The sequence below is a fragment of the Enterobacter sp. RHBSTW-00901 genome (genome assembly GCF_014103115.1).
Lineage (GTDB): Bacteria > Pseudomonadota > Gammaproteobacteria > Enterobacterales > Enterobacteriaceae > Enterobacter > Enterobacter cloacae_P.
Window position 1 is genome coordinate 3277978 of sequence record NZ_JABXPB010000001.1, and the last position, 22782, is coordinate 3300759.

A 22782-nucleotide genomic window follows, 5' to 3' on the forward strand; every position below is an offset into this window, starting at 1 on the left:
GGTTCTATGAACAGGTTATTGGTTATAAAGGAAGAAAATCATACAGTTAACCCTGATATGGGGCTTGTGATTCCTGTTGCTTATCTTGATGAAAATGGAAATTATGAAAAAATTGATCCTAGCGATTTTCCTAATGGAGGAATATTTATTTCCAAAGGATTTTTGAATATAAGCCAGCAGTTTGGATATGATGAATTATTTATTCTTAATGAATATTACGAAAGCAATGATGATGACTGGAAAATTAATACAAGACATCAAAAGCATTTTGGACTTGGAAGTAAAGTAGAAAGGCTCGATAAAAGCTACTTTATTCCAATTATAAAATCTGCTCTCCCCGATATAAAAACAGGTTTCCTTGGTCATGATATTGACGCCCCTAGCGCTCAATTCTTTATTGAGAATGAGGGCTATGTATATGGACCGTTTAAAGCCTCCAAACAAGATAACAATTGGCAATTATCTCCTTTATCTACACCGTCACCCTTACAGCTTAAACAAGACCATATAGCAAGGTTTGATTTAAAGGAAATTATAGCTAATGATTTTTCTTATGAGTTAATTATTAAAGGTGAAGTTAGAAAATATATTAAAAATTTGAAAGACCTCTCCAGTTTATTGTTTGAGCAAAAAGATTACATTTCAGATACAAGGCTTGTTTCTTACTTCACCAAAAATGGATTTGGAAATGGATTTTCGAAAAATAAATCTCCTTTAGGAAAAAGTGAAGCGCAAAAGTTGTCGCAAGGGATTGATGAGTATGTTAAGAAGAATAAAGTATTAGAGAATAGCGAGCGTCTTAAAAGACTTAAGGAGCTACTTGGAGAATTTTTAGATTCAAGTCCATTCGGCCAAGAGATTGTTCAAGAGTTTTTAGCAGAAAGTAGGGATGGCAGGCTTTATTTAGATGATTATTTCAGCAAAAATAAAGACCTGCTGGTTAAGCAAAAGTCTAAAGAACTAGAGGAAGTTACTCGAGTACAGAAGAGTAAATTAAATAAAGAGATAAGTGATTTAGAAAGGCTAATAACAAATAAAAAAGCAGAATTAGATTCTGAATTAAAAAATGTTGAATATGAAAAGGTCAGGGCTAGAGAAGAACTTGAGAGAATAAAAAAACAGTCTGCTGAAGATGCTCATGACCTTCTCCTTCAAAAACAGCAGGCTTTGACGGAAAAAAATGCTGAGTTAGAAGAAAACATTAAAAATGCAAGCATTAAGCTTGAACAATTCTACTCAATGGAGTCTAGGGTAAATGATTATAATTCTCTGAATGAAGAAATAAATTATCTGAAAAGGCTTAAAGAGGATATTGAAAAAGACAAAGAATCAGCTGAGAAAGCACTTAAACTTAAAAAAGCAACTTTGAACTCTCCACAGCTTCTGGAAAAAACTGTAGAGATACAAACAATACAAAACCTCAAAACTCTCTTGAATGGTGGCAGGGCAAGAGAAAGCACGCCGAAAATATATAAAACAAAGATAAATCCATCAACTATCGAACTGAATAAAGAAAACAGAAAAGAATACATTAATTACTTAGTTGATTCATTTAGCAACGATAATGGAAGGAATTTTTCATTTGATGAAATGGCGAATTTAATTATATGCTTGAATCAATCATTCATGACAATTTTATCAGGCCCTCCGGGAACAGGAAAAACCTCCACGGCTATTAGATTAGCTCAAAATATGGGCTTGACTAATGGTGAGAATACATACAATACTAGTAACTTTATTAATATTCCAGTCGGAAGAGCTTGGGTATCAAGCCGAGACATCTTAGGATTTTATAATTCCTTAAAAGACGTTTACCAGCCAGCCCGTACAGGTCTTTATGAGTTTTTGAAGAGTGATCATAATCCAGATTATTTGAAAATAATTCTACTTGATGAGGCCAACCTGTCTAGCGTCGAACACTATTGGTCAGACTTTCTAGGTATGTGTGATCCCGAAGGAAGAAATAGAAAAATTGATTCTGGCATTCCATCTGAAGACGAAAGATATATTACCGTGGCTGATGGTGTGCGTTTTATAGCAACTATTAACAATGATGCGTCAACTGAACGTTTATCGCCAAGGTTAATCGACCGGGTACCCGTAATAGGTTTAAATCACAACGCAGAATTTAAATCGAACGTTATAAGATCTTTAGCATTTGAAGGCGCTGTGAAAAACGAATGGTTGGAAAGTTGTTTTGATGTGAGCTTATATGAGTCTTCTTTTACGACGGAAGAGGAGAACTTACTTGATGAAATAATAGAAATATTAAAAGCTCCTCTTACCAGAACTACTTCTGTTAGAGTCAGTCAAAGAAAATATAATGCAATGAAGAGGTATTGCTATATTGCTAATGAAATCGAAGGGTTACAAGTTCAGCCTCTAGATTTTGCAATAAATCAGCACGTTTTGCCATTGATTGAGGGGTACGGTGCAGGTTTCAAAGAAAGATTGCACAATCTTGAGCAAAAGCTTGTGGAGTTTGATCTTCATATTTCTAAAGCAACACTTAGAAATATAATAAATAATGGTGATATTTATAGCGAATCTTACTCTTATTTTTAGGATTGTTGATTATGAAAATTAAGGTTTCAATTTTAGGGGGGAAGCGTCAGGGAGATGCTTTTGAACTGAAGTTAATCGATGAAAAAATCAACTCATCATTATTCATTCTTGAAGATGAAGCTATAGAAATAGCCTTTACGAGTGAAAACTATTACGAAAAGATTTCTTTGTTATTATACGAAAATGAAGTGGAACCTACTTTAATCGAACGTGTAGGCGAGCTTTGGACTTACAGATGGCTTCCCAAAAGGCTAGGGCGTTTTTCATATGAATGTTTTTTCCATAATTACTATGGAATAGCCGAATTAGTACTTGAAGCTCAATACGGTGAAAGGACTGAACTTTTTAGTTTTCAATCGATAGAAGTTCTGGCAAAAAAGTTAAATGCAGAGCGAGTTGATAAGATGCTGAACTATATAGCAAAAATCGATAGTAATGCTCTTTGTGCTTTTTTCAGAGTAACTCGGCGGAAAGCAGGTTTCAAAAATGGGGATACTCCTGCTGAAATTTTACTAGAACAAATTGAAAGCATTGTCGAAATAACGACAACCCTGATAAGAAAAATAATACAAAGACCTATTTCTAAATTAACAAGTCGGGAGAAATATGTTTATCCGAGTGACAACACAAATATTGATGATTTGACGCTGTCATGGCTATGTAGCAACACTGATGAGCTATTTGAAACAGATTCATATGAAAGTGCAATTTTGGAGTTTAACGATGAGCTTTATGGGGCGAGAAAGCTTATTGAGCACCAGGCAGTAGAAGATTCTGACGTTTATGAAAATCAAGTTTTGCATGGTTTTGTTATGACTTTAATTCAAACCACTTCTTCTCTTCTTTCAGGCTTCAAAAACCCTGATAAGTATCCAAATAGAATAAATGGAAGCCCTTTAGGGTATGTTAGTTTTTTCTCTCAAATACAAAAATTTCAGAAGAGTATTAATGGGCGAAAAATTTTAAAATGCAAATCAATATTATCAGATTTACATTCTCTTAAAAGGATAATGGCAGAGGTGATGCCTGCAAAAAAACATATAATCGGAGTGCCCACGTTTACAATGAAAGCCAAAAAGGATCCTTTATACCTTTCTGTTTTCAAAAAGATCGTTGACTGGTACCGATTTGGGAAACCTGATTGGAGTGTTCAAGAAGAGTTATTATCCATACAAAGCATTCCAAAATTGTTTGAATACTATTCTCTTTTCTATATAAGAGAGATATTAGGACAGCATATAGGCTCTAAATCCGCGCCCGAACCAGTTAATGAATCAATATCATTTGTTTTTAATCTTAGAAAAGGGGCTACTCTAAAATTACTATATGAGCCAAAATATTGGATGGCCACCCATCCCATGGCAGACCTAAGAGGTTTGGTTAACAGTGAAGGATGGACAACTTACAATGGTATGGTGACTCATCGTTCTTCCTCAGGGAGATTTTCTAATCGATCTCCCGACTTTGTAATACATATTAGCAATGGGAATGGTATTGACAAGTATCTCATTCTTGATGCGAAGTATACTTCTACTGATAAAGCCTTTTTACATTATTTACCTGAGTTAACGCTTAAATATCTTCATGGACTTCATTCTATTTCAGATGCAAATAGTTCCATCATTGGTTTGATTATTTTAAATCCTGATGAGAAACTACTCATTAGAGATTTCCATAATTCATCATTTGATATTTATTCGGATAGGCCAGCTATGCCATTTTTATTATGCGCTACCATTTCTCCTGGGGAAGAGTATATAAGTAATAATTGTTTCCAACATTCTCTTTTAAAGATGGTAACTCTTATGGAGCAACGTGTTAACACAGAAGGTCAAGGTCGCTACTTAATGAACGTTTTAAGTGCTTAGGGGGATTGTAAAGTTTTACATTAAATATCTCCTGAAGAATTCTATAGATAAAAATAGTGCGTGAATAGCGGAGAGAGTGAATGAAAGACCAATTAAGATAATTGATAGCGATTATTGTTAACGTCAGCGCAAGTTTGTGGATGTTGCTAACTTGTCATGTATACGTAGTATAAAAAAATAAGATCATCATTTTTACGCTCCCGCTCGGGGGCGTTTTTTATCTTTGAAAAAAGGGATCTGGTTTTTTCTCGAAGTGCACGCTTCCCGCTGTCAGGCTGTTTTTTTACATCTGCTGCTGCGGGAGAACACAGTGACCTGGAAAACAACAGCCGAACAAAACGCCATCATCGAGTGGAAGGGCAATCATCTCGTGGTGAATGCCTTTGCCGGTACAGGTAAAACCTCCACTTTAGTGAGTTACGCTGAAGCCAACCCGGAAAGTAAAATGCTTTACCTCGCCTATAATCGCGCTGTGCGGGATGAGGCTGAACGCAAATTCCCCTATAACGTAGAGTGTAAAACGTCGCATCAGCTTGCATGGGCCCGTTTCGGCAAACATTTCCGTGACCGGCTGACAGCCAGTCTGCGCATTACGGATGTGGCCAGAAAGCTCAATACCCGCCACTGGGCGCTGGCGCGGCTGGCGCTCAGCGGGCTGAACATGTTCCTCTGCAGTGCTGACCCCGAGCCGGGGCTGATACATCTGCCGTCTGAGGATGATCGCCACGGTCTCGATGCCGGTAAAATTCTGGGGGCAATACAAATCCTCTGGTATGAAATGAGCCGTACTGATTCAGTCTTTCCCGTCACGCACGACACCTACCTTAAACTGTTCCAGCTCTCTCATCCTGACCTGTCAAAACGCTGGGACACCATCCTCTTCGACGAGGCACAGGACGCCAATCCGGTGACCAGTGCATTTGTACTGAATCAGCCCTGCCGGGTCATTCTGGTCGGCGACCGTTACCAGCAGATATACCGGTTTCGGGGGGCAGATAATGCACTGAGAGCCCCGCAGCTGGTGCAGGCAGACCGGTTGTGGCTGACAGCGAGTTTTCGGTTTGGCCCTGAGGTCGCGCGGATGGCCAACATCCTGCTTGAACGTGCCGGAGAGGAAAAGCGCGTGACAGGTAACGGGGGGCAGGATGCTGTCGTCAGCAGCCTTCCGGCAGGGGCTGAGCATATTGCTGTACTGAGCCGGACGGTATCCGGCGTGATCGGCAGTGCCCTGACGGCGAGCCTTATGGAGAAAAATGTCTTCTGGGTCGGGGGGATTGAAGGCTACAAAACAGAGGAGCTGGAAAACCTGTACTGGTTCTCCGCCGATATGCCTGAAAAGATGCAGTCCCCGCGCCTCAGCCGGGACTACCGGGATTTTGATGAATACTGCTCAATAGCAAAAGCCACACAGGACGTGGAGATGAACCAGGCCATTCGTCTTCTCGATGACTTTTTCCCACTACCGCAAAAGCTGGCCATCATGCGCCGTCAGGTGGTAACCCATGAGAAAGACGCTCAGGTCACGGTTTCAACCGCACACCGCAGCAAAGGGCTGGAATGGCCGGTGGTAATGCTGAGTGAGGATTTTACTGACATTACCGACCCGCTTCTTTCGCAGGATGAGCGGCAGGATGAGACTAACCTGCTGTACGTGGCTGTCACCCGGGCCAGAAGAACGCTTGTGCTTAACGAACTGATGCGCTGGCTGAGTGATGAAGGCGGGAAAAACCGCGAGACGACGCACGAAACCGTACCGTCCGGAAATGGAGAGAGCGCCGACAGGCACGAAGAAACGGGAAAAACTTCTGAGAGTGAGTAACTGGTTTTTTATGGTGAAGCGCGGGGAGTGTCACAACACTGGGCAGCCCTATACCAGGAGAAAATCATGCGCGACAGAATCAGGACCCTTAGGTTTCTGTTTTCAAAAGGTGAACCGGAACCAGCACATCATGTATCCGCTGTCACACCTGCCGGCTACCACACTCCGCGTACGGTCGATACGCTGTGCTGTAGTCCGTTGAGAAAAACCTGCCTGCAACAAATATGGGAAAACAGCTCACTTCCGGCGGATGTTTATCACCGGTTTTATATAACGCCACTGCATGGCTTACTGGCCAGGGTACAGAATGTGCCGGCAACACAGCAGGGAAGGTGGTCGCAGTCAGACGGCTTCGGGGACCTTACGCTGCAGTTCACAACCTGTGCGGTCAGACTGGCCAAAGGATACATGTTTCCACCCGGAGCTGCGCCAGAAGAGCAGGCAGAGCAAAACGTGATGTGGAATGCAGTCATTTTCTGGTCTGCACTGTTCTGGCATTTGCCGCTCCTGGCGTCTCTGGAGGGTGAGCTGCTTGATGGTAAAAGCTGGCTTCCGGGAATAACCGTTCCGGACTCACCTTATCGATTTCGCTTCCGGGAAGCTGACAACTCCTCAGCTTTTGCAGCGCTGGCAGCAGGACAACTTGTGCCAGCAGAGGCGACAGGATGGCTGGCAGAAAATCCCGAAGCTCTGGGCAATCTTACCGGGGCCTTATGGAACCAGCATCCGGCGATGCCACTTATTAGAAGCTTAATGAAGCAAGCTGCTGAAAAGGTGGAATCGCCTTCGCTGGAGGTATCCGGGGCAAATGAGAAAGTTAACACCCTCATAGAGCCGGCCCTTTCAGTTACGCAAACGCCGTCTGATCAAGAGATTGAATCAGAACCGTCAGTAGAAGCAAAACTTAAAACTGCATCGCCAGAAGTTCCAGATTTGCAGGGTATTCAACTCGCATCTTCTATTGCACCGGTGCCGATGGCTGATGACAGCAATCTCGTCAGCAATGAAAAGGCAGGCGAGATTACGGAATGTGATCCAAACGAAACAGAGAAGGCTGATACAGAGATGCTGCTAAGTCTGTTCAGTGCAATTGCAGAGCCTGATATGACCGGGACTGAAGCATGTGATGAAGAGCCTTCAATCAGTACGAGAGCAGAAAGTGTGCCAGAATTTTCCCCCCTTAATGAACTAAGTCCCGAAGCTGATAAGCCTGAGATAAATCAGACAGTAGCAGAAGACTCTTTCCCTGAACGCGCTGTAGAGGATAACATCCCTTTACACAGCATTAACATTGACGCACAAAAAACAGTGATAAAAAAACAGACTGGCACTGAATTTGTCAGGTGGCTTTCTGAAGGACTTAAGAGCAAGCGAATTGATATTAATCAGCCTGATTCGAGGGCGCATGCAGTTGCAGGGTTCATCTTTCTCAGGGTTCCGGACATATTTTATCTTTACATCAGAGAAAGCGTAGCAGAGCTAAGCAGGGATTCCATACAAATTGAATTTGAGAAGCTGCATATTCACAGGGTGCGCAGGGGAGAGCGTTTTATTAAAGCAAAACTGTACCACTCGCCTGGCAAAGAAGGCACGTTTAAACCTGTAAGTGGATATCTTGTCAAGACTACACACCTTTTCAGAGGGGCGTCTTCCCCTGAAGACAGCGGACTTCTGTCTTTCCTGTGAAGGAGGGGCAGTCCATGAGGGCCCTTAAGGGCAGCTTGATTTAGAAAAAGGAAATGCTGTATGTCTGACAAAAACCATTATACGACATGGGAAGAATTGCTTGAGGAGTACTTCTTCGCCCGAAACCTGCGAGCTGCAACAGAATGGAGCTACGCAAAGGTTGTAAAGGGATTCCTGAAATTTACGGGGGCAGACATAACCCCATCAATGGTTACACATCATGAAGTACTCAGATGGCGGCGACATGTACTCAGAGAAAAGCAACAATCGGCGCAGACCTGGAACAATAAAATTGCACATCTCAGGGCCCTCTATAACTATGCTATGGAAAGTGGTTTATTGCCTGCGGGCAAAAACCCTTTTAACAATTGCACTGTACAGCGGGACAGAAAGAAAAAGCGGACTTTAAACCGCTCTCAGCTAACCCGCCTTTATCTGATAATGCAGCAGGCTGAAATTGAATCCAACCGGAAAATTTTCGCACGTGGCGGTCGGAGTGCGCTTTACCCGGCCTGGTTCTGGATAACCGTCCTGGATACGCTCAGATATACGGGAATGAGGCAAAATCAACTGCTGCATATTCAGCTCAGGGACGTCAATCTGACAGAAGGTTATATAGATCTGCGCCTTGAGGGGAGTAAAACGCACAGGGAATGGCGCGTTCCCGTTGTTAAGCAGCTGCGTTTGCGGCTACAGCTTCTTCTTACACGGGCAACGGAGGCTGGAGCCGGGCCAAAAGATAACCTCTTCGATGTCAGTTTTTACATTGCCGGGAAAAAGGCAAAATTTGATAGGAATGATGTGACAGTGATGCATCAAAAGATCCGCTCCTTTTTTCGCCGTCTGTCAAAGGAATGTGGTTTTGCCGTTTCGCCGCACCGTTTCAGACATACCCTGGCTACAGAACTGATGAAAGCACCGGAAAGGAATCTTCAGTTGGTTAAAGATTTACTGGGTCATCGTAGCGTAAGCACAACAATGGAATATGTGGAACTCAATATGGACATTGTGGGAAAAACACTGGAAGAAGAATTGTCGCTGCACACAGATCTCTGTGTAGAAAGGGAATTACAACTATTGACACAAAACTGATTGACTGGGATTATTGCCAGTGATCGAGAACAGGGAGCCTGCGGACACAGGCTCCCTGACTTGAGGGACTGATTCAGAAACGTTAACCAGTGCAGATACGCCTACACCGGAGGACATTCCGTAATGACCGGCCCCTGTATTAACCGCCCGTTAAGGTTCTCATCTCTTAACCAGCGTGCTTTGATGCAAAATTAGTGGTGCCCGGACTCGGAATCGAACCAAGGACACGGGGATTTTCAATCCCCTGCTCTACCGACTGAGCTATCCGGGCAACGGAGCGCATTAAACCGCAATCGAGCATGGCCGTCAACATTATTTCGGGAAAAACGGTTCAACTGCTTAAGTTTGCGGCAATTTGTCGGTTTGTGCGTCGAAATTGCATAAATCGTTCAGACCGAGCCCGTGTTAAGTGGTTCCTGATGATATCCGTTGCACGTCCCTGAATCAGGTCAGTGCGCCACCCATACGACACTGGGCAAAACGCAGTATGTCTTCAGCCAGACGGTGCGCGGTATCCACATCGGCCTGGCTACGGTTCACCAGCATGCGGCTCAGGCAACCTTCCAGCACCAGTTCCATCTGTTTCGCCACCATCGCCGGGTCATCCACTGCAAGCATGGTCAGCAGCTCGTGGGTAAAATCATGCGCCGCACGTTTTTGCTGATCTGCTAACTGGTGGATCGGATGGCTGGGGTCGGGGAAGAACGTACAGGCAGCGATAAAAAGGCAGCCTGGATAGCGGTTGTTGCTCACACATTCGGTCAGCGCGGTATAGCGTGCCAGCAGCTTTTGTTCCGCAGTCAGTTCTTCATTCAGCATCAACTGTCTGCGCCAGACATCAACCTGTTGGCTGAGATGGCGCAGGGCATCATAAAGCAGCGCTTCTTTATCGGGCCAGAAGCGCTTTAGCTCATTCAGAGGGTAATCGATACGGTCGGCTACCATCTCAAGCGTGGTGCTGGCGATCCCTTGAATCTCAAGTAATTGCAGGGCTTGTCCCAGTACGTCTTCACGTTGCACGGTTTTCTCCTCCGCTATTCCCAACGGTTGTCCCGTTTAAAGTGTTGTTTATGGTTGGTGATCGCGCAAATGTGCGCTGAATGCCGCCGCATCCATAAACCCGGTTACACGCTGCATCGACTGCTCTTCACCTTGTTCATTGAAGAATAAGATAGTGGGCAGCCCAAGCACATTAAGTTGCTTCAGCAGGGTCTTATCCTGCGCGCTGTTTGCTGTAACGTCCACCTGCAGCAGAACCGTTTCTTTCAGCGCGTTTTGCACCTGTGGGTCGCTAAAGGTGTATTTTTCAAACTCTTTACAGGCCACACACCAGTCAGCATAGAGATCGAGCATAACCGGTTTACCTTTAGCCTGCGCCAGGGCACTGTTAAGTTCGTCTACGTTCTTAATCTGCGTGAAGTTCAGGTGTGCCTGCGTTTGCGTAGCCGGAGCGCCAAATGCCCAGTCCTGAAGTGGGCGCACGCTCACCAGTGCAGCCGCGAGCAGCAGGATTTGCACCAGGCGCATCCACGGTTTTTTTGCCCCCAGGCTAACGATAAACGCCCAGGCAAAGAATGCGACGCCAAGCATCGCCCACAGACGAATGCCCCAGACGTCACCAATGATGCGCTCCAGCAGGAACACCGGAAGCGCCAGAATGACAAAACCAAACGCGGTTTTCACCGTCTCCATCCACGGGCCACTCTTCGGCAGCAGACGGTTACCAAATACCGTCATCATGATCAGCGGCAGACCCATGCCCAGTGCATACAGATACAACGTACCACCGCCAAGCCACATATTGCCGCTCTGAGCGATGTACAACAAGATAGCGCTGAGTGGTGCGGTTGTGCAGGGGGAGCAAATCAACCCGGCAATGGTACCCATCGCAAATACGCCACCTGCCGATCCGCCTTGCTGACGGTTGCTCATCAACGTTAAGCGGGTTTGCAGGGAGGAGGGCAACTGCAGGGTGAACAGACCAAACATCGACAGGGCCAGCAGAATAAACACAACTGACAGGCCGATGAGCACATAAGGGTGTTGCAGCGCTGCCTGGAACTGTAGCCCGGCAGCAGCGACCACGAGACCAAGTGCCGTGTAGGTCAATGCCATACCCTGCACGTAAATAAAGGCCAGCAGCAGCGCACGGGCGGTGGAAAGACGTTGCTTACCGCCAAGCACAATACCGGAAATCAGAGGGTACATTGGCAGCACACACGGCGTAAAGGCGATGCCAATGCCAATCAGTAAGGCCCAGAGTGCGGAGAAGGGGAGGTCTGAAGTGGTTTCGCCTTCTCCCCTCACACTGACCCTCTCCCCGGAGGGGCGCGGGGAAACGTCAGTGACAGTTTTCACTTCGCTCAGCGGAACAATCTTCGTTTCCGGTGGATAGCAGAAACCAGCGTCGGCGCAGCCCTGATATGTGACGGTCAGCGTGGCCCCTTTTCCGGCCTGATTAACCGTGACGGGTACGCTTAAGTTCTGGCGATAAATTTCACTTTTGCCATAAAACTCGTCTTCATGCCACTCGCCTGCGGGCATCTGCAATGCACCCACGTTTGCCTGAGCCGGCGTGATGCTAACTTGCTTGCGATAGAGGTAATAGCCCTCTTTCACCTGCCAGGTGAGGTTGAGGTCATGCTGGTTCTGTTGAAAGTCGAAAACGAATGCCTGGTCGGCAGGGATAAAATTCGAGCGGCCGGGTGTGTCAAACAACCCGGCAAAAACTGACGTGCTGCAGAGCAGCAGGATCAGCGTAAAGAAGCGTTGAGCCATGAGAGATAATCGTTATCGCCGTGGGCCACTGGCAGTACCAGCAGTTCCGGGGTTTGATAGGGATGATGAGATTTGAGGCAGTCCAGGAGCGCCTGCTGGTTTGTCAGATTGGTTTTTAGCAGCATCTGGACTTCGTATTCCTGCTCCAGTTTCCCTTCCCAGTAGTACAGGGAGGTGGCTCCTGGGAGGAGTGTAACGCAGGCTGCCAGTTTTTCGGCCAGCACTTTGGCGGCGAGATCCTGGGCAGAGGCTTCATCAGGGGCGGTACAAAGTACAACAACAGCATCAGGCGTGTTCACAGGTCGACCTCCTCATCACGAAAGTCTTCACTATATCACGCAAGGCGATTGCTCATTAATGAATCGGGCCGCAGAGCGGCCCGATTTTAACTATTTTTACAACTCCCCGGCGTTTACAGCACAACGCCGCCGATGATAAAGCCGAGAATGACGCAAAGGGTGATCGCGACGACGCCCGGGATCAGGAATGCGTGGTTAAACACGTACTTACCGATACGGGTAGAGCCGGTATCATCCATCTCAACCGCTGCCAGCAGGGTTGGGTAGGTTGGCAGCACGAACAGTGCAGAAACCGCTGCAAATGAGGCAATCGCCGTCAGAGGAGTCACACCCAGCATCAGTGCCGCAGGCATCAGCGCTTTGGTGGTGGCCGCCTGGGAGTAAAGCAGGGTGGCGGCAAAGAACAGCACCACAGCCAGCAGCCACGGGTAATTGTGCAGCAGGTCACCCGCAACGGTCTGGATATCGCTGATGTGTGCTTTCACGAAGGTATCACCGAGCCAGGCCACGCCCAGTACGCACACGCAGGCGCTCATACCGGATTTGAAGGTGCTGGCATTCAGCACTTCACTGGTGTCGATTTTACAGGTGATGCTGATAAGTGTTGCGATCGTCAGCATGAACACCACGATTGCTTCGTTACGTGGCAGTACCGGGTTCTGGATCAGACCCACGGTGTCACTGATGGCGGTCGCGTAGAACATCACCGCGACAATACCGATCAGGAACAGCAGCACGGAACGTTTTGCGTGTGGCTTCAGCTTGAAGACCTGGCTGCCACGCAGTTTCACTTCACCTTTTGCCAGACGTTCCTGGTAAACCGGATCGTCTTTCAACTCAGCGCCGAGGAAGTTGCACAGCACGGCAGTGATCATGACGGCAATCAGCGTCACCGGAATACAGATTGCCAGCAGCGTCAGGTAGCTCACACCCATCGGTTCAAGGATACCGGCGAAGAAGACCACGGCGGCAGAAATGGGTGATGCGGTGATCGCAATCTGGGACGCGACCACGGCGATAGAGAGCGGACGAGATGGGCGAATACCCTGCTCTTTCGCCACTTCAGTGATCACCGGCAGCGTAGAGAACGCGGTGTGGCCAGTACCGGCTAGAATGGTCATAAACCAGGTCACCAGCGGGGCAAGGAAAGTGATGTATTTTGGATGGCGGCGCAACATACGCTCCGCCAGGCTCACCAGGTAGTCCATACCGCCTGCCACCTGCATGGCTGCGATAGCGGCAATGACCGCCATGATGATTTCGATGACGTCAAAAGGAATTGCGCCGGGTTTGATTTGAAAGATAAGGGTAAGAACGAGCACCCCGAGACCACCAGCAAAACCGATGCCGATACCCCCGAGTCTTGCTCCCAAATAAATCGCCAACAAGACGATGACGAGTTCTGCTCCAAACATAAGGACCTGCCTTGTTTATTAACAAGTTGATATTGAATTGTTGTATTTTGGTAACGCCTAAAAAGAAAAAAGGCACGTCACAAGTGACGTGCCTTTCGCAAGCTTAGCCTGAACTGTTACTGTTCGCTTTCATCGGTATAACGTTTCGCTTTATAGGCCGGGTGCATCAGGTTTTGCGCCGAGAAAATATCGTCCAGCTCGGCTTCGGTCAACAGCCCACGCTCCAGTACCACTTCACGCACGCTCTTACCGGTTTCGGCACAAATCTTACCGACGATGTCGCCGTTATGGTGGCCGATGAACGGGTTGAGATAGGTGACGATCCCGATGGAGTTATACACATAGCCTTCACACACGGATTTGTTCGCGGTAATGCCGTTAATGCATTTTTCCAGCAGGTTGTAGCAGGCATTAGTCAGGATGTGGATAGATTCAAACATCGCCTGGCCAATGACGGGCTCCATCACGTTCAGCTGCAGCTGACCCGCTTCAGAGGCCATTGTCACGGTGGTGTCGTTACCGATGACTTTAAAGCAGACCTGGTTCACGACTTCTGGCACCACCGGGTTAACTTTCGCTGGCATGATGGACGAACCCGCCTGCAGTTCTGGCAGGTTGATTTCGTTCAGGCCAGCGCGTGGGCCGGAGGAGAGCAGGCGCAGGTCGTTACAGATTTTGGACAATTTCACCGCCAGACGTTTCAGGGCGCTGTGTACCATGACGTATGCGCCGCAGTCAGAGGTGGCTTCAATCAGGTCTTCAGCAGGCGTAACCGGCAGGTTAGAGACTTCAGCCAGTTTCTGTACGGCCAGTTGCTGATAGCCATCCGGCGTATTCAGACGTGTACCGATGGCGGTTGCCCCCAGGTTCACTTCCAGCAGCAGCTCGGAGGTGCGCAGCAGGTTTTTGGTCTCTTCGTTCAGCAGAACGTTAAACGCGTGGAACTCCTGGCCGAGGGTCATTGGCACCGCATCCTGCAGCTGGGTACGACCCATTTTCAGGATATCCTGGAACTCAACCGCTTTACGCTGGAAGCCATCGCCCAGTTGATTAATCGCGTCGACCAGTTTCACCACAGAGGCATACACTGCGATGCGGAAGCCGGTTGGGTAGGCATCGTTGGTAGACTGACATTTGTTAACGTGGTCGTTCGGGTTCAGGTACTGGTATTCACCTTTCTGGTGACCCATCAGCTCCAGGCCAATGTTTGCCAGCACTTCGTTAGTATTCATGTTGACGGAGGTACCCGCGCCGCCCTGATAGACGTCAACCGGGAACTGATCCATGCATTTTCCATTGTTCAGCACTTCATCGCACGCGGCGATAATCGCATTTGCAGCGCTTTTTGGAATGGTTTGCAGCTCTTTGTTTGCCAGTGCTGCCGCTTTCTTCACCATAACCATGCCACGTACAAATTCAGGGATGTCACTGATTTTGCTATTGCTGATGTAGAAGTTTTCAATCGCTCTCAGAGTGTGAACACCATAGTAGGCATCCGCTGGAACTTCCCTGGTACCCAACAAATCTTCTTCGATACGAATGTTGTTTAACATGTGAACCTTCTTTTCAAGCTGCCGATGGATTGTACTAAACACACAGTATATATGTGGTTTTGAATATTTTCTGACCGACGATTATTCCCTCAATCAGCCAGATGCTCGAGATCATATGCTGATGATAGCGAATTGCCGTAAGCTGGATCACTTATTATCGTCTCGAATGCATGATAATTATTAATCTGTGAAATGAGTCACCGCTTTAATATTTCCAGAAAAAATATCCGTGCAAACCGATTGAATTTTGGCTAACCGTCTCCATCTCTTACAGACGCGTTTCGCGAACACATTCAGACAGGGGCCAGATGGCACCTGCCATACAGGAGATGCCAGTGCGCTGGGTACCGTTTATTGCTTTCTTTCTCTATGTTTACATTGAGATTTCAATTTTCATCCAGGTTGCCCATGTGTTGGGTGTCCTGCTGACACTGATTCTGGTGATCTTCACCTCTGTCATCGGCGTGTCGCTGGTGCGCAACCAGGGTTTCAAAAATTTCCTGTTAATGCAGCAAAAGATGGCTGCAGGCGAAAGCCCGGCTGCCGAGATGATCAAAAGCGTGTCGCTGATTATTGCGGGCCTGCTGCTGATCCTGCCGGGGTTCTTCACTGACTTCCTCGGTCTGTTGCTGCTGTTGCCGCCGGTGCAAAAGCACCTGACCATGAAGTTGCTGCCACACCTGCGTTTCAGCCGCATGCCAGGTGGTGGGTTCAGTACAGGGCCAGGGGATACGTTTGAAGGGGAGTATCAGCGTAAGGACGAGCAGAACGACCGTTTAGATCACAAAGACGATCGTTAAGCTGATTTTGCCCGGTGGCGTTGCACCTGCCGGGCCTACAACACCTTAAACCACACTGCGTTTCGGTAAGAACAGCCACAGTCCCGTCAGCATAATAATGGCGTACAAACTCTTCCATCCCACCATCGCCAGCAGTAGCAGACACAGCACACCCCCTATGACTGCCAGCGCTTTAAAACGCCCCTTTAGCAGACGACAGCCCGCCAGCATGCACAGCAGATAGATCATGATGAAGATGCCGTTGGCGTAGACAATCAGCGCATCCAGATTGATGTTCAGCCCGTAAATACACAGCGTGCTCAGCACGCAGCAGCCGAGTACGGTATTCAATGCATTTAACGGGAGCTGACGTTTTGACAGGCGAGCAAGGCGGCTTTGCGGTTTATATTGCGCCTGAGACCACACCAGACGGGCAAAGCTCTGAATATAGATATTGAGGCTGGCAAAACAGGCCAGATAGCCGATGACGCAGGCGACCCATAGTGCTTTCACGCCAAACAGCGCAACCACGATGCCCGGCAGCGATGCGGCGGCGGCTTTATCCGCCCCGAACGCGTTGAAGTGCAACACCAGCACGGTACAGGCCCAGTAAACCGTGCCTGCCAGCAGCAGGCCAATCATCAAGGCTCGGGGAAAATCACGTTCCGGCTGCTTAAACTCGGATGCCAGGTGAGCGAACGCTTCCAGACCGACAAAACACCAGAACATTACCGAAAGTGCGGCGAACAGCTGGGAATGATCGACATCCGTGATAGCCGGGAAAGGGATCTCTGCCAGGGAGATATCGCCCGCCCACCAGATGGCGGCAATGAGTGCGACGATCAGCACCGCGACCAGCGTTTGCAGGTTGGCGCTGGAACTGGCTCCGCGTGAGCCGACCCACCAGACAATTGCCAGCGTGCCCAGTTCGGCCAGCAGCAGTTGTTCGTTATGCCAGCCGAAGAGCGCCTGCCCAAAGCCCGTCGCGATATGCAATGCCGCAGGCAGGCCGACCGGGATCACAGAAAGAAATAGCCAGCCGGTAACGCGTTCCAGACGCGGGCCAAATGCCATGCCGACAAAGTGTGCAACACCGCCTGCGCTGGGAAAATGTCGCCCGAGCACGGCAAAGACAATCGCTACCGGAAACACCAGCACAATCAGTACCGGCCATGCCCACAGGCTGTTATTTCCGGCCACCAGTGCCGCCAGCGCGGGTACTGCAAACACGCCCGTGCCTAACAAGGAGGTTGAGAGCAGGCCAATGCCCTGTGCCAGCCCCAACTCCTGCTTGAGTCCACTCATTTACATCGTCCTGCCACCATCAAAAGAGAAGCGATGGTAACACTTTCGCAAATTTTTTTTCGACTCCCCCTTGAAGGGGGAAAAAGCTATCCCCATCTCTCAGAGCACTAGCCGGAAAACCGCATGCGGATCGGCGTCATCCATAACTGATAAAGACTTTCTCAAAGGAGAGCTATCAATGAGTATTCGTCCGTTACATGATCGTGTGATCGTCAAACGTAAAGAAGTTGAAACCAAGTCTGCTGGCGGCATCGTTCTGACCGGTTCTGCAGCAGCCAAATCAACGCGTGGCGAAATCATCGCTGTCGGTAAGGGCCGCATTCTGGAAAACGGAACTGTGCAGCCACTGGACGTTAAAGTTGGTGACATCGTCATTTTCAACGATGGCTACGGCGTGAAATCCGAGAAGATCGACAATGAAGAAGTGTTGATCATGTCCGAGAGCGACATTCTGGCAATTGTTGAAGCGTAATTTACGCACGAGAATTTGAGGAAATAAGAACATGGCAGCTAAAGACGTAAAATTCGGTAACGACGCTCGTGTAAAAATGCTCCGCGGCGTAAACGTACTGGCAGATGCAGTTAAAGTAACCCTGGGCCCGAAAGGCCGTAACGTAGTGCTGGACAAATCCTTCGGCGCGCCAACCATCACGAAAGATGGTGTTTCTGTAGCACGTGAAATCGAGCTGGAAGACAAGTTCGAAAACATGGGCGCGCAGATGGTGAAAGAAGTGGCCTCTAAAGCGAACGACGCTGCAGGCGACGGTACCACCACCGCGACCGTGCTGGCTCAGGCTATCATCACCGAAGGTCTGAAAGCCGTTGCTGCGGGCATGAACCCAATGGATCTGAAACGTGGTATCGACAAAGCTGTCGCGTCCGCTGTTGAAGAACTGAAAGCGCTGTCCGTACCGTGCTCTGACTCTAAAGCCATTGCTCAGGTAGGTACCATCTCCGCTAACTCCGACGAAACCGTAGGTAAACTGATCGCGGAAGCGATGGATAAAGTCGGTAAAGAAGGCGTGATCACCGTTGAAGACGGTACCGGTCTGGAAGACGAACTGGACGTGGTTGAAGGTATGCAGTTCGACCGCGGTTACCTGTCCCCATACTTCATCAACAAGCCAGAAACTGGCGCTGTTGAGCTGGAAAGCCCGTTCATCCTGCTGGCTGACAAGAAAATCTCCAACATCCGCGAAATGCTGCCAGTGCTGGAAGCCGTTGCGAAAGCAGGCAAACCGCTGGTTATCATTGCTGAAGACGTTGAAGGCGAAGCGCTGGCGACCCTGGTGGTTAACACCATGCGTGGCATCGTGAAAGTGGCTGCGGTTAAAGCACCTGGCTTCGGCGACCGCCGTAAAGCGATGCTGCAGGATATCGCTACCCTGACCGGCGGTACCGTCATCTCTGAAGAGATCGGTATGGAGCTGGAAAAAGCGACCCTGGAAGACCTGGGCCAGGCTAAACGTGTTGTGATCAACAAAGACACCACCACCATCATCGATGGCGTGGGCGACGAAGCGGCGATTCAGGGCCGTGTTGGTCAGATCCGTAAGCAGATCGAAGAAGCCACTTCCGATTACGACCGTGAAAAACTGCAGGAGCGCGTAGCGAAACTGGCAGGCGGTGTTGCGGTAATCAAAGTCGGTGCTGCGACTGAAGTTGAAATGAAAGAGAAAAAAGCACGTGTTGACGATGCCCTGCACGCGACCCGTGCTGCGGTAGAAGAAGGCGTGGTTGCTGGTGGTGGTGTGGCGCTGGTGCGTGTTGCCGCGAAACTGTCCGGCCTGACTGCTCAGAACGAAGATCAGAACGTGGGTATCAAAGTTGCGCTGCGCGCAATGGAAGCTCCACTGCGTCAGATCGTGTCCAACGCCGGTGAAGAGCCATCTGTTGTGACCAACAACGTGAAAGCAGGCGAAGGTAACTACGGTTACAACGCAGCAACTGAAGAATACGGCAACATGATCGACTTCGGTATCCTGGATCCAACCAAAGTGACCCGTTCTGCTCTGCAGTACGCGGCATCTGTCGCTGGCCTGATGATCACCACCGAGTGCATGGTGACCGACCTGCCTAAAGGCGACGCACCTGACTTAGGTGCTGCAGGCATGGGTGGCATGGGCGGTATGGGCGGCATGATGTAATCATGTTGTTCTGCGTCTTGCGGAAATAAAGAAGCCCCCGGCAGAAATGCCGGGGCTTTCTTTTAGAAGAGTAATTGCATCACCCAAAGTGAAAGCAGGGCGTTAATCACGCAGATAGTAATGATGTGTGGATAGTATTTAGGGTTCACGCCTGCAGTGCCGAGGCAACGGCCAGTGTTTTGCACTGGATTACCCATCAAATAAATCGCAGGCAGGAGAATGGTCGCATCATGGCCGTTAAGCGTACTGGTGGCAACCAGGCTCGCACAGACGCCGACGCCACCTCCCATGCTCATGACTGCTGCCAGCAGAACGGTAGCGGCTTCGCCGGGCAATCCCCAAATCGCCATAATGGGGGCGCACACCTTGCCGACAATATCCAAAAGCCCCGTAACTTTCAGTGCCTGAATAATGACAAAGGCCATCACGACATTAGGTAGCAGGCTGGTGGTGGCAATGGTAAACCCACGGCGGGCTCCATCGATAAACATATCCATGATGTTTTTACGCACGAGTGCTGTCACTTTGTGGCTCCTTTAGCTGTCGGTTTTCAATCCGGGCAATCCACAGGCGTAAAAAATTGGCACCGATAAACTTAAAAATAAGGATAACGACCAGGGGAGTAATCACCGGAACCGTGATACTGGTAAACAGGGCAGCACCTGATGAGAAGTAATTGGTAATAATGGCGCTGCCGCTGGTCTGGAAGGTGGCGAAAATAGCCCTCTCCCTGTCGGTGATCGTGCCGTCATCCGCCATTTCTTTCGTCATCCCGGCAGCGGCATCGGTGTTTTGCAGGTTGGCGATCAGCGCCAGAGAGCAAATACCAGGGATACCCAGCAGGGGTTTGAGGATCGGCGTCATCAGCTGTTGTGCTGCGCGAAGACCGCCCAACCCTTCGGTTACGGCAATAATACCCAGAGATAAAATGACCGATGGGGCGAGCTCTAAGGCAAAAAGAAAGCCATCCTTTGCACCTGTGCCACCAATACCGCGAAAAGAGGCGGGGGTTGCCGCGACCCCATTGACCTGACCAAACGTGCCGTTCAGTACGGTAAAATCAAACACTCGCCACCATTCGGTGGTTTTCGAGAACAAACCGGAAAAGAAAATAATGGTGATAATGAAAACGAGATACCCCGACCATGTTACTTTTCTCTGGCTGTGGGGGGGATTGCTCATGTTGCCTCCTTATGAATTTATCCCTGGGGCGCAGGAAAATACGCCAATGGAGTGCTACTTAGAGCAAAAAAAGCCGTAAAAGACGATACCGATACGGCTATTATCAGAATCTATTTAGGGACGTAACGCTTTCTCGCGGGGATGTCGCAGATAATGACCGGTGGTTTTTCTTTTGGTCATCTTTTTAGTATAAGATTTACACACGGACAACTACTGTCCAGCTTATTGAAAACGAGGAATAACATGCGCGTAAAAGTCTGTGCAGGGATCGTAGGGGCAGCATTGCTGCTGGCGGGTTGTAGCTCCAGCAATGAGCTGTCGGCCGCGGGTCAGGGTGTTCGCTTTGTGGAAGATAAGCCGGGCAGCGAATGCCAGTTTTTAGGCACGGCAAGCGGTGAGCAAAGCAACTGGATGTCGGGCCAACACGGCGAAGAAGGTGGCTCTATGCGTGGTGCGGCAAACGCCCTGCGTAACCAGGCTGCGGCAATGGGTGGTAACGTGATTTACGGTGTGAGCAGCCCAACGCAGGGTATGCTGTCCAGCTTCGTGCCAACGGCCAGCCAGATGAACGGCCAGGTGTATAAGTGCCCGAACTGATTGTCTTTTCCCCTCTCCCCTGTGGGGAGAGGGTGAGGGAAACTAGCTCTGCCGCAGTTGCAAATCCAGTGGTGTCTTACTCGGCTCACCGCCAATTTCACGTGCCAGCTTTGGCACCATATAGCCAGAAACCAGCGTTAACAGTTCGCGCATAATCTGCCGGGCTTCTTCATCCGTGACCATGAAATGCGCCGCACCCTGCACGCGATCCAGCACGTGCAGGTAATAAGGCATCACACCTGCATCAAACAAGGCATTGCTCAGGTTGGCCAGCACGTGGGCACTATCATTCACACCGCGCAGCAACACGCTCTGGTTCAACAGCGTCACACCCGCTTTACGCAGACGCGCCATTGCGGAACGGAACGCTTCGTCGATTTCGTTCGCGTGGTTGATATGGTTTACCAGCAGTACCTGCAAACGAGACTGTTCAACGCGCGACACCAGCCCGTCAGTAATACGTGCCGGGATCACGACCGGCAGGCGGCTGTGAATACGCAGGCGTTTAATGTGCGGGATAGCTTCAAGCTGGGTCAGCAACCAGTCCAGCTCATGATCTTTTGCCATCAGCGGATCGCCACCGGAAAAAATAATCTCATCCAGCTCTGAATGGGCCGCAATGTAATCCAGCGCAACCTGCCAGTTGCGTTTATTGCCCTGATTTTCGGCGTACGGGAAGTGTCGACGGAAGCAATAACGACAATTTACCGCACAACCGCCTTTCACCAGCAGCAGCGCGCGGTTGAGGTATTTGTGCAGTAAACCGGGCACCACGCTGTTCTGCTCTTCCAGCGGATCGGTGCTGTAACCCGGTGCAGTCACAAACTCATCCTGTGAGGTAAGTGTTTGTTTTAATAGCGGGTCATCAGGATTGCCTTTCTCCATGCGGGCAACAAATGCGCGGGGAACGCGCAGGGCAAAGAGCCGCTTCGCCTCACGGCCTGCAAGCAACTCTTGATGCTGATCGAGGTCTAAAAGACGCAGCAATTCATCAGGACTGGTGATTACATCGGCAAGTTGCGATAACCAATCTTCTCTGGACGGGGTGTTTAGGGTTACAATATGCGCCATTTTGTGGCTTAGCTACCAGTTAACAAATTTAGAGGGCCTTATGGCAACGTACTATAGCAACGATTTTCGTGCTGGTCTTAAAATCATGATGGACGGCGAACCGTATGCGGTTGAAGCCAGCGAATTCGTTAAACCAGGTAAAGGCCAGGCATTCGCACGCGTTAAGCTGCGCCGCCTGCTGACTGGCACCCGTGTTGAGAAAACCTTCAAGTCTACTGACTCTGCTGAAGGCGCTGATGTTGTTGATATGAACCTGACCTATCTGTACAACGACGGTGAGTTCTATCATTTCATGAACAACTCGACTTTCGAACAGCTGTCTGCTGATGAGAAAGCAGTAGGCGACAGCGCTAAATGGCTGCTGGATCAGGCTGAGTGCATCGTGACCCTGTGGAACGGCCAGCCTATCGCTGTGACCCCACCAAACTTCGTAGAGCTGGAAATCGTTGAAACCGATCCAGGCCTGAAAGGTGACACCGCAGGTACCGGCGGTAAGCCAGCCAAACTGTCTACCGGTGCAGTGGTTAAAGTTCCACTGTTCGTACAGACTGGCGAAGTGATCAAAGTGGATACCCGCTCCGGCGAATACGTGTCCCGCGTGAAGTAATTCATGTAAATGACGTAAG

At 49.1% G+C, this 22782-nt stretch carries 19 protein-coding genes and 1 tRNA gene; 10 read left to right on the top strand and 10 right to left on the bottom strand.

Going from position 1 to position 22782, the window contains the following annotated elements; translation table 11 throughout:
- Nucleotides 1–6 precede the first annotated feature (6 nt).
- The 5 genes from HV318_RS15805 to HV318_RS15825 all read left to right on the top strand — a co-directional run bounded on the left by HV318_RS15805 (nt 7) and on the right by HV318_RS15825 (nt 9030).
- Nucleotides 7–2565 carry a DUF8727 domain-containing protein gene (locus HV318_RS15805; RefSeq protein ID WP_016807927.1) on the top strand — a complete coding sequence of 853 codons (2559 nt, stop codon included), beginning with the start codon at nt 7–9 and terminating at the stop codon, nt 2563–2565.
- An 11-nt stretch (nt 2566–2576) separates the two neighbouring features.
- On the top strand, nt 2577–4433 hold the full coding sequence (locus HV318_RS15810) for a DUF2357 domain-containing protein (protein ID WP_029591439.1): 1857 nt from the start codon (nt 2577–2579) through the stop codon (nt 4431–4433).
- 310 nt (nt 4434–4743) lie between these two features.
- Complete coding sequence (locus HV318_RS15815) at nt 4744–6252, top strand: UvrD-helicase domain-containing protein (protein WP_029591438.1); 1509 nt, start codon at nt 4744–4746, stop codon at nt 6250–6252.
- Between the two features lie 66 nt (nt 6253–6318).
- Nucleotides 6319–7938 carry a TraI domain-containing protein gene (locus tag HV318_RS15820; RefSeq protein ID WP_182273455.1) on the top strand — a complete coding sequence of 540 codons (1620 nt, stop codon included), beginning with the start codon at nt 6319–6321 and terminating at the stop codon, nt 7936–7938.
- Nucleotides 7939–7998: 60 nt separating this feature from the next.
- Nucleotides 7999–9030: a tyrosine-type recombinase/integrase gene (locus HV318_RS15825; RefSeq protein ID WP_016807923.1), complete on the top strand. Its 1032-nt coding sequence runs from the start codon at nt 7999–8001 to the stop codon at nt 9028–9030.
- 195 nt (nt 9031–9225) lie between these two features.
- Here HV318_RS15825 and HV318_RS15830 read toward each other — a convergent pair.
- The 6 genes from HV318_RS15830 to aspA all read right to left on the bottom strand — a co-directional run bounded on the left by HV318_RS15830 (nt 9226) and on the right by aspA (nt 15075).
- Nucleotides 9226–9301, bottom strand: a tRNA-Phe gene (locus tag HV318_RS15830).
- Nucleotides 9302–9474: 173 nt separating this feature from the next.
- Nucleotides 9475–10050 (bottom strand): transcriptional regulator, encoded by a 576-nt coding sequence (locus HV318_RS15835; RefSeq protein ID WP_182273456.1) that lies wholly within the window; start codon nt 10048–10050, stop codon nt 9475–9477.
- A gap of 48 nt (nt 10051–10098) precedes the next feature.
- Nucleotides 10099–11808 (bottom strand): protein-disulfide reductase DsbD, encoded by a 1710-nt coding sequence (locus HV318_RS15840; RefSeq protein ID WP_182273457.1) that lies wholly within the window; start codon nt 11806–11808, stop codon nt 10099–10101.
- Nucleotides 11784–12107 (bottom strand): divalent cation tolerance protein CutA, encoded by a 324-nt coding sequence (cutA, locus tag HV318_RS15845; protein WP_182273458.1) that lies wholly within the window; start codon nt 12105–12107, stop codon nt 11784–11786. The genes HV318_RS15840 and cutA overlap by 25 nt, the downstream gene beginning before the upstream one ends.
- A gap of 113 nt (nt 12108–12220) precedes the next feature.
- Entirely contained in the window at nt 12221–13522 is a 1302-nt protein-coding gene (locus tag HV318_RS15850) for an anaerobic C4-dicarboxylate transporter (RefSeq protein WP_182273459.1), read from the bottom strand.
- Nucleotides 13523–13638: 116 nt separating this feature from the next.
- Entirely contained in the window at nt 13639–15075 is a 1437-nt protein-coding gene (aspA, locus tag HV318_RS15855) for an aspartate ammonia-lyase (protein ID WP_182273460.1), read from the bottom strand.
- 335 nt (nt 15076–15410) lie between these two features.
- Between aspA and HV318_RS15860 the strand changes: the two genes are divergently transcribed.
- The gene (locus HV318_RS15860; RefSeq protein WP_182274609.1) at nt 15411–15875 is read left to right on the top strand and encodes an FxsA family protein; all 465 of its coding nucleotides are present in this window, start codon (nt 15411–15413) and stop codon (nt 15873–15875) included.
- Between the two features lie 45 nt (nt 15876–15920).
- Here the strand turns inward: HV318_RS15860 and yjeH are convergent, their stop codons facing one another.
- Complete coding sequence (yjeH, locus tag HV318_RS15865; protein WP_182273461.1) at nt 15921–17159, bottom strand: L-methionine/branched-chain amino acid transporter; 1239 nt, start codon at nt 17157–17159, stop codon at nt 15921–15923.
- Between the two features lie 178 nt (nt 17160–17337).
- On the opposite strand from yjeH, the gene HV318_RS15870 reads away from it, so the two are divergent.
- Both HV318_RS15870 and groL read left to right on the top strand, forming a co-directional pair.
- Complete coding sequence (locus HV318_RS15870) at nt 17338–17631, top strand: co-chaperone GroES (protein WP_003855929.1); 294 nt, start codon at nt 17338–17340, stop codon at nt 17629–17631.
- Nucleotides 17632–17662: 31 nt separating this feature from the next.
- Nucleotides 17663–19306 carry a chaperonin GroEL gene (gene groL / locus HV318_RS15875; protein ID WP_182273462.1) on the top strand — a complete coding sequence of 548 codons (1644 nt, stop codon included), beginning with the start codon at nt 17663–17665 and terminating at the stop codon, nt 19304–19306.
- Nucleotides 19307–19368: 62 nt separating this feature from the next.
- Here the strand turns inward: groL and HV318_RS15880 are convergent, their stop codons facing one another.
- Together HV318_RS15880 and HV318_RS15885 are read right to left on the bottom strand one after the other, a co-directional pair.
- A complete protein-coding gene (locus HV318_RS15880; RefSeq protein WP_182273463.1) occupies nt 19369–19830 on the bottom strand; it encodes a YjiG family protein in 462 nt (153 codons plus the stop codon).
- Complete coding sequence (locus tag HV318_RS15885; RefSeq protein ID WP_182273464.1) at nt 19811–20488, bottom strand: nucleoside recognition domain-containing protein; 678 nt, start codon at nt 20486–20488, stop codon at nt 19811–19813. Before HV318_RS15885 ends, HV318_RS15880 begins: the two co-directional genes overlap by 20 nt.
- 243 nt (nt 20489–20731) lie before the next feature.
- Between HV318_RS15885 and HV318_RS15890 the strand changes: the two genes are divergently transcribed.
- The gene (locus HV318_RS15890) at nt 20732–21085 is read left to right on the top strand and encodes a DUF4156 domain-containing protein (RefSeq protein ID WP_182273465.1); all 354 of its coding nucleotides are present in this window, start codon (nt 20732–20734) and stop codon (nt 21083–21085) included.
- A 42-nt stretch (nt 21086–21127) separates the two neighbouring features.
- Here the strand turns inward: HV318_RS15890 and epmB are convergent, their stop codons facing one another.
- Entirely contained in the window at nt 21128–22156 is a 1029-nt protein-coding gene (gene epmB / locus HV318_RS15895; protein WP_182273466.1) for an EF-P beta-lysylation protein EpmB, read from the bottom strand.
- Nucleotides 22157–22196: 40 nt separating this feature from the next.
- Here epmB and efp point away from each other — a divergent pair, with 40 nt between their 5' ends.
- Complete coding sequence (gene efp / locus HV318_RS15900; protein ID WP_010427766.1) at nt 22197–22763, top strand: elongation factor P; 567 nt, start codon at nt 22197–22199, stop codon at nt 22761–22763.
- Nucleotides 22764–22782: the final 19 nt, after the last annotated feature.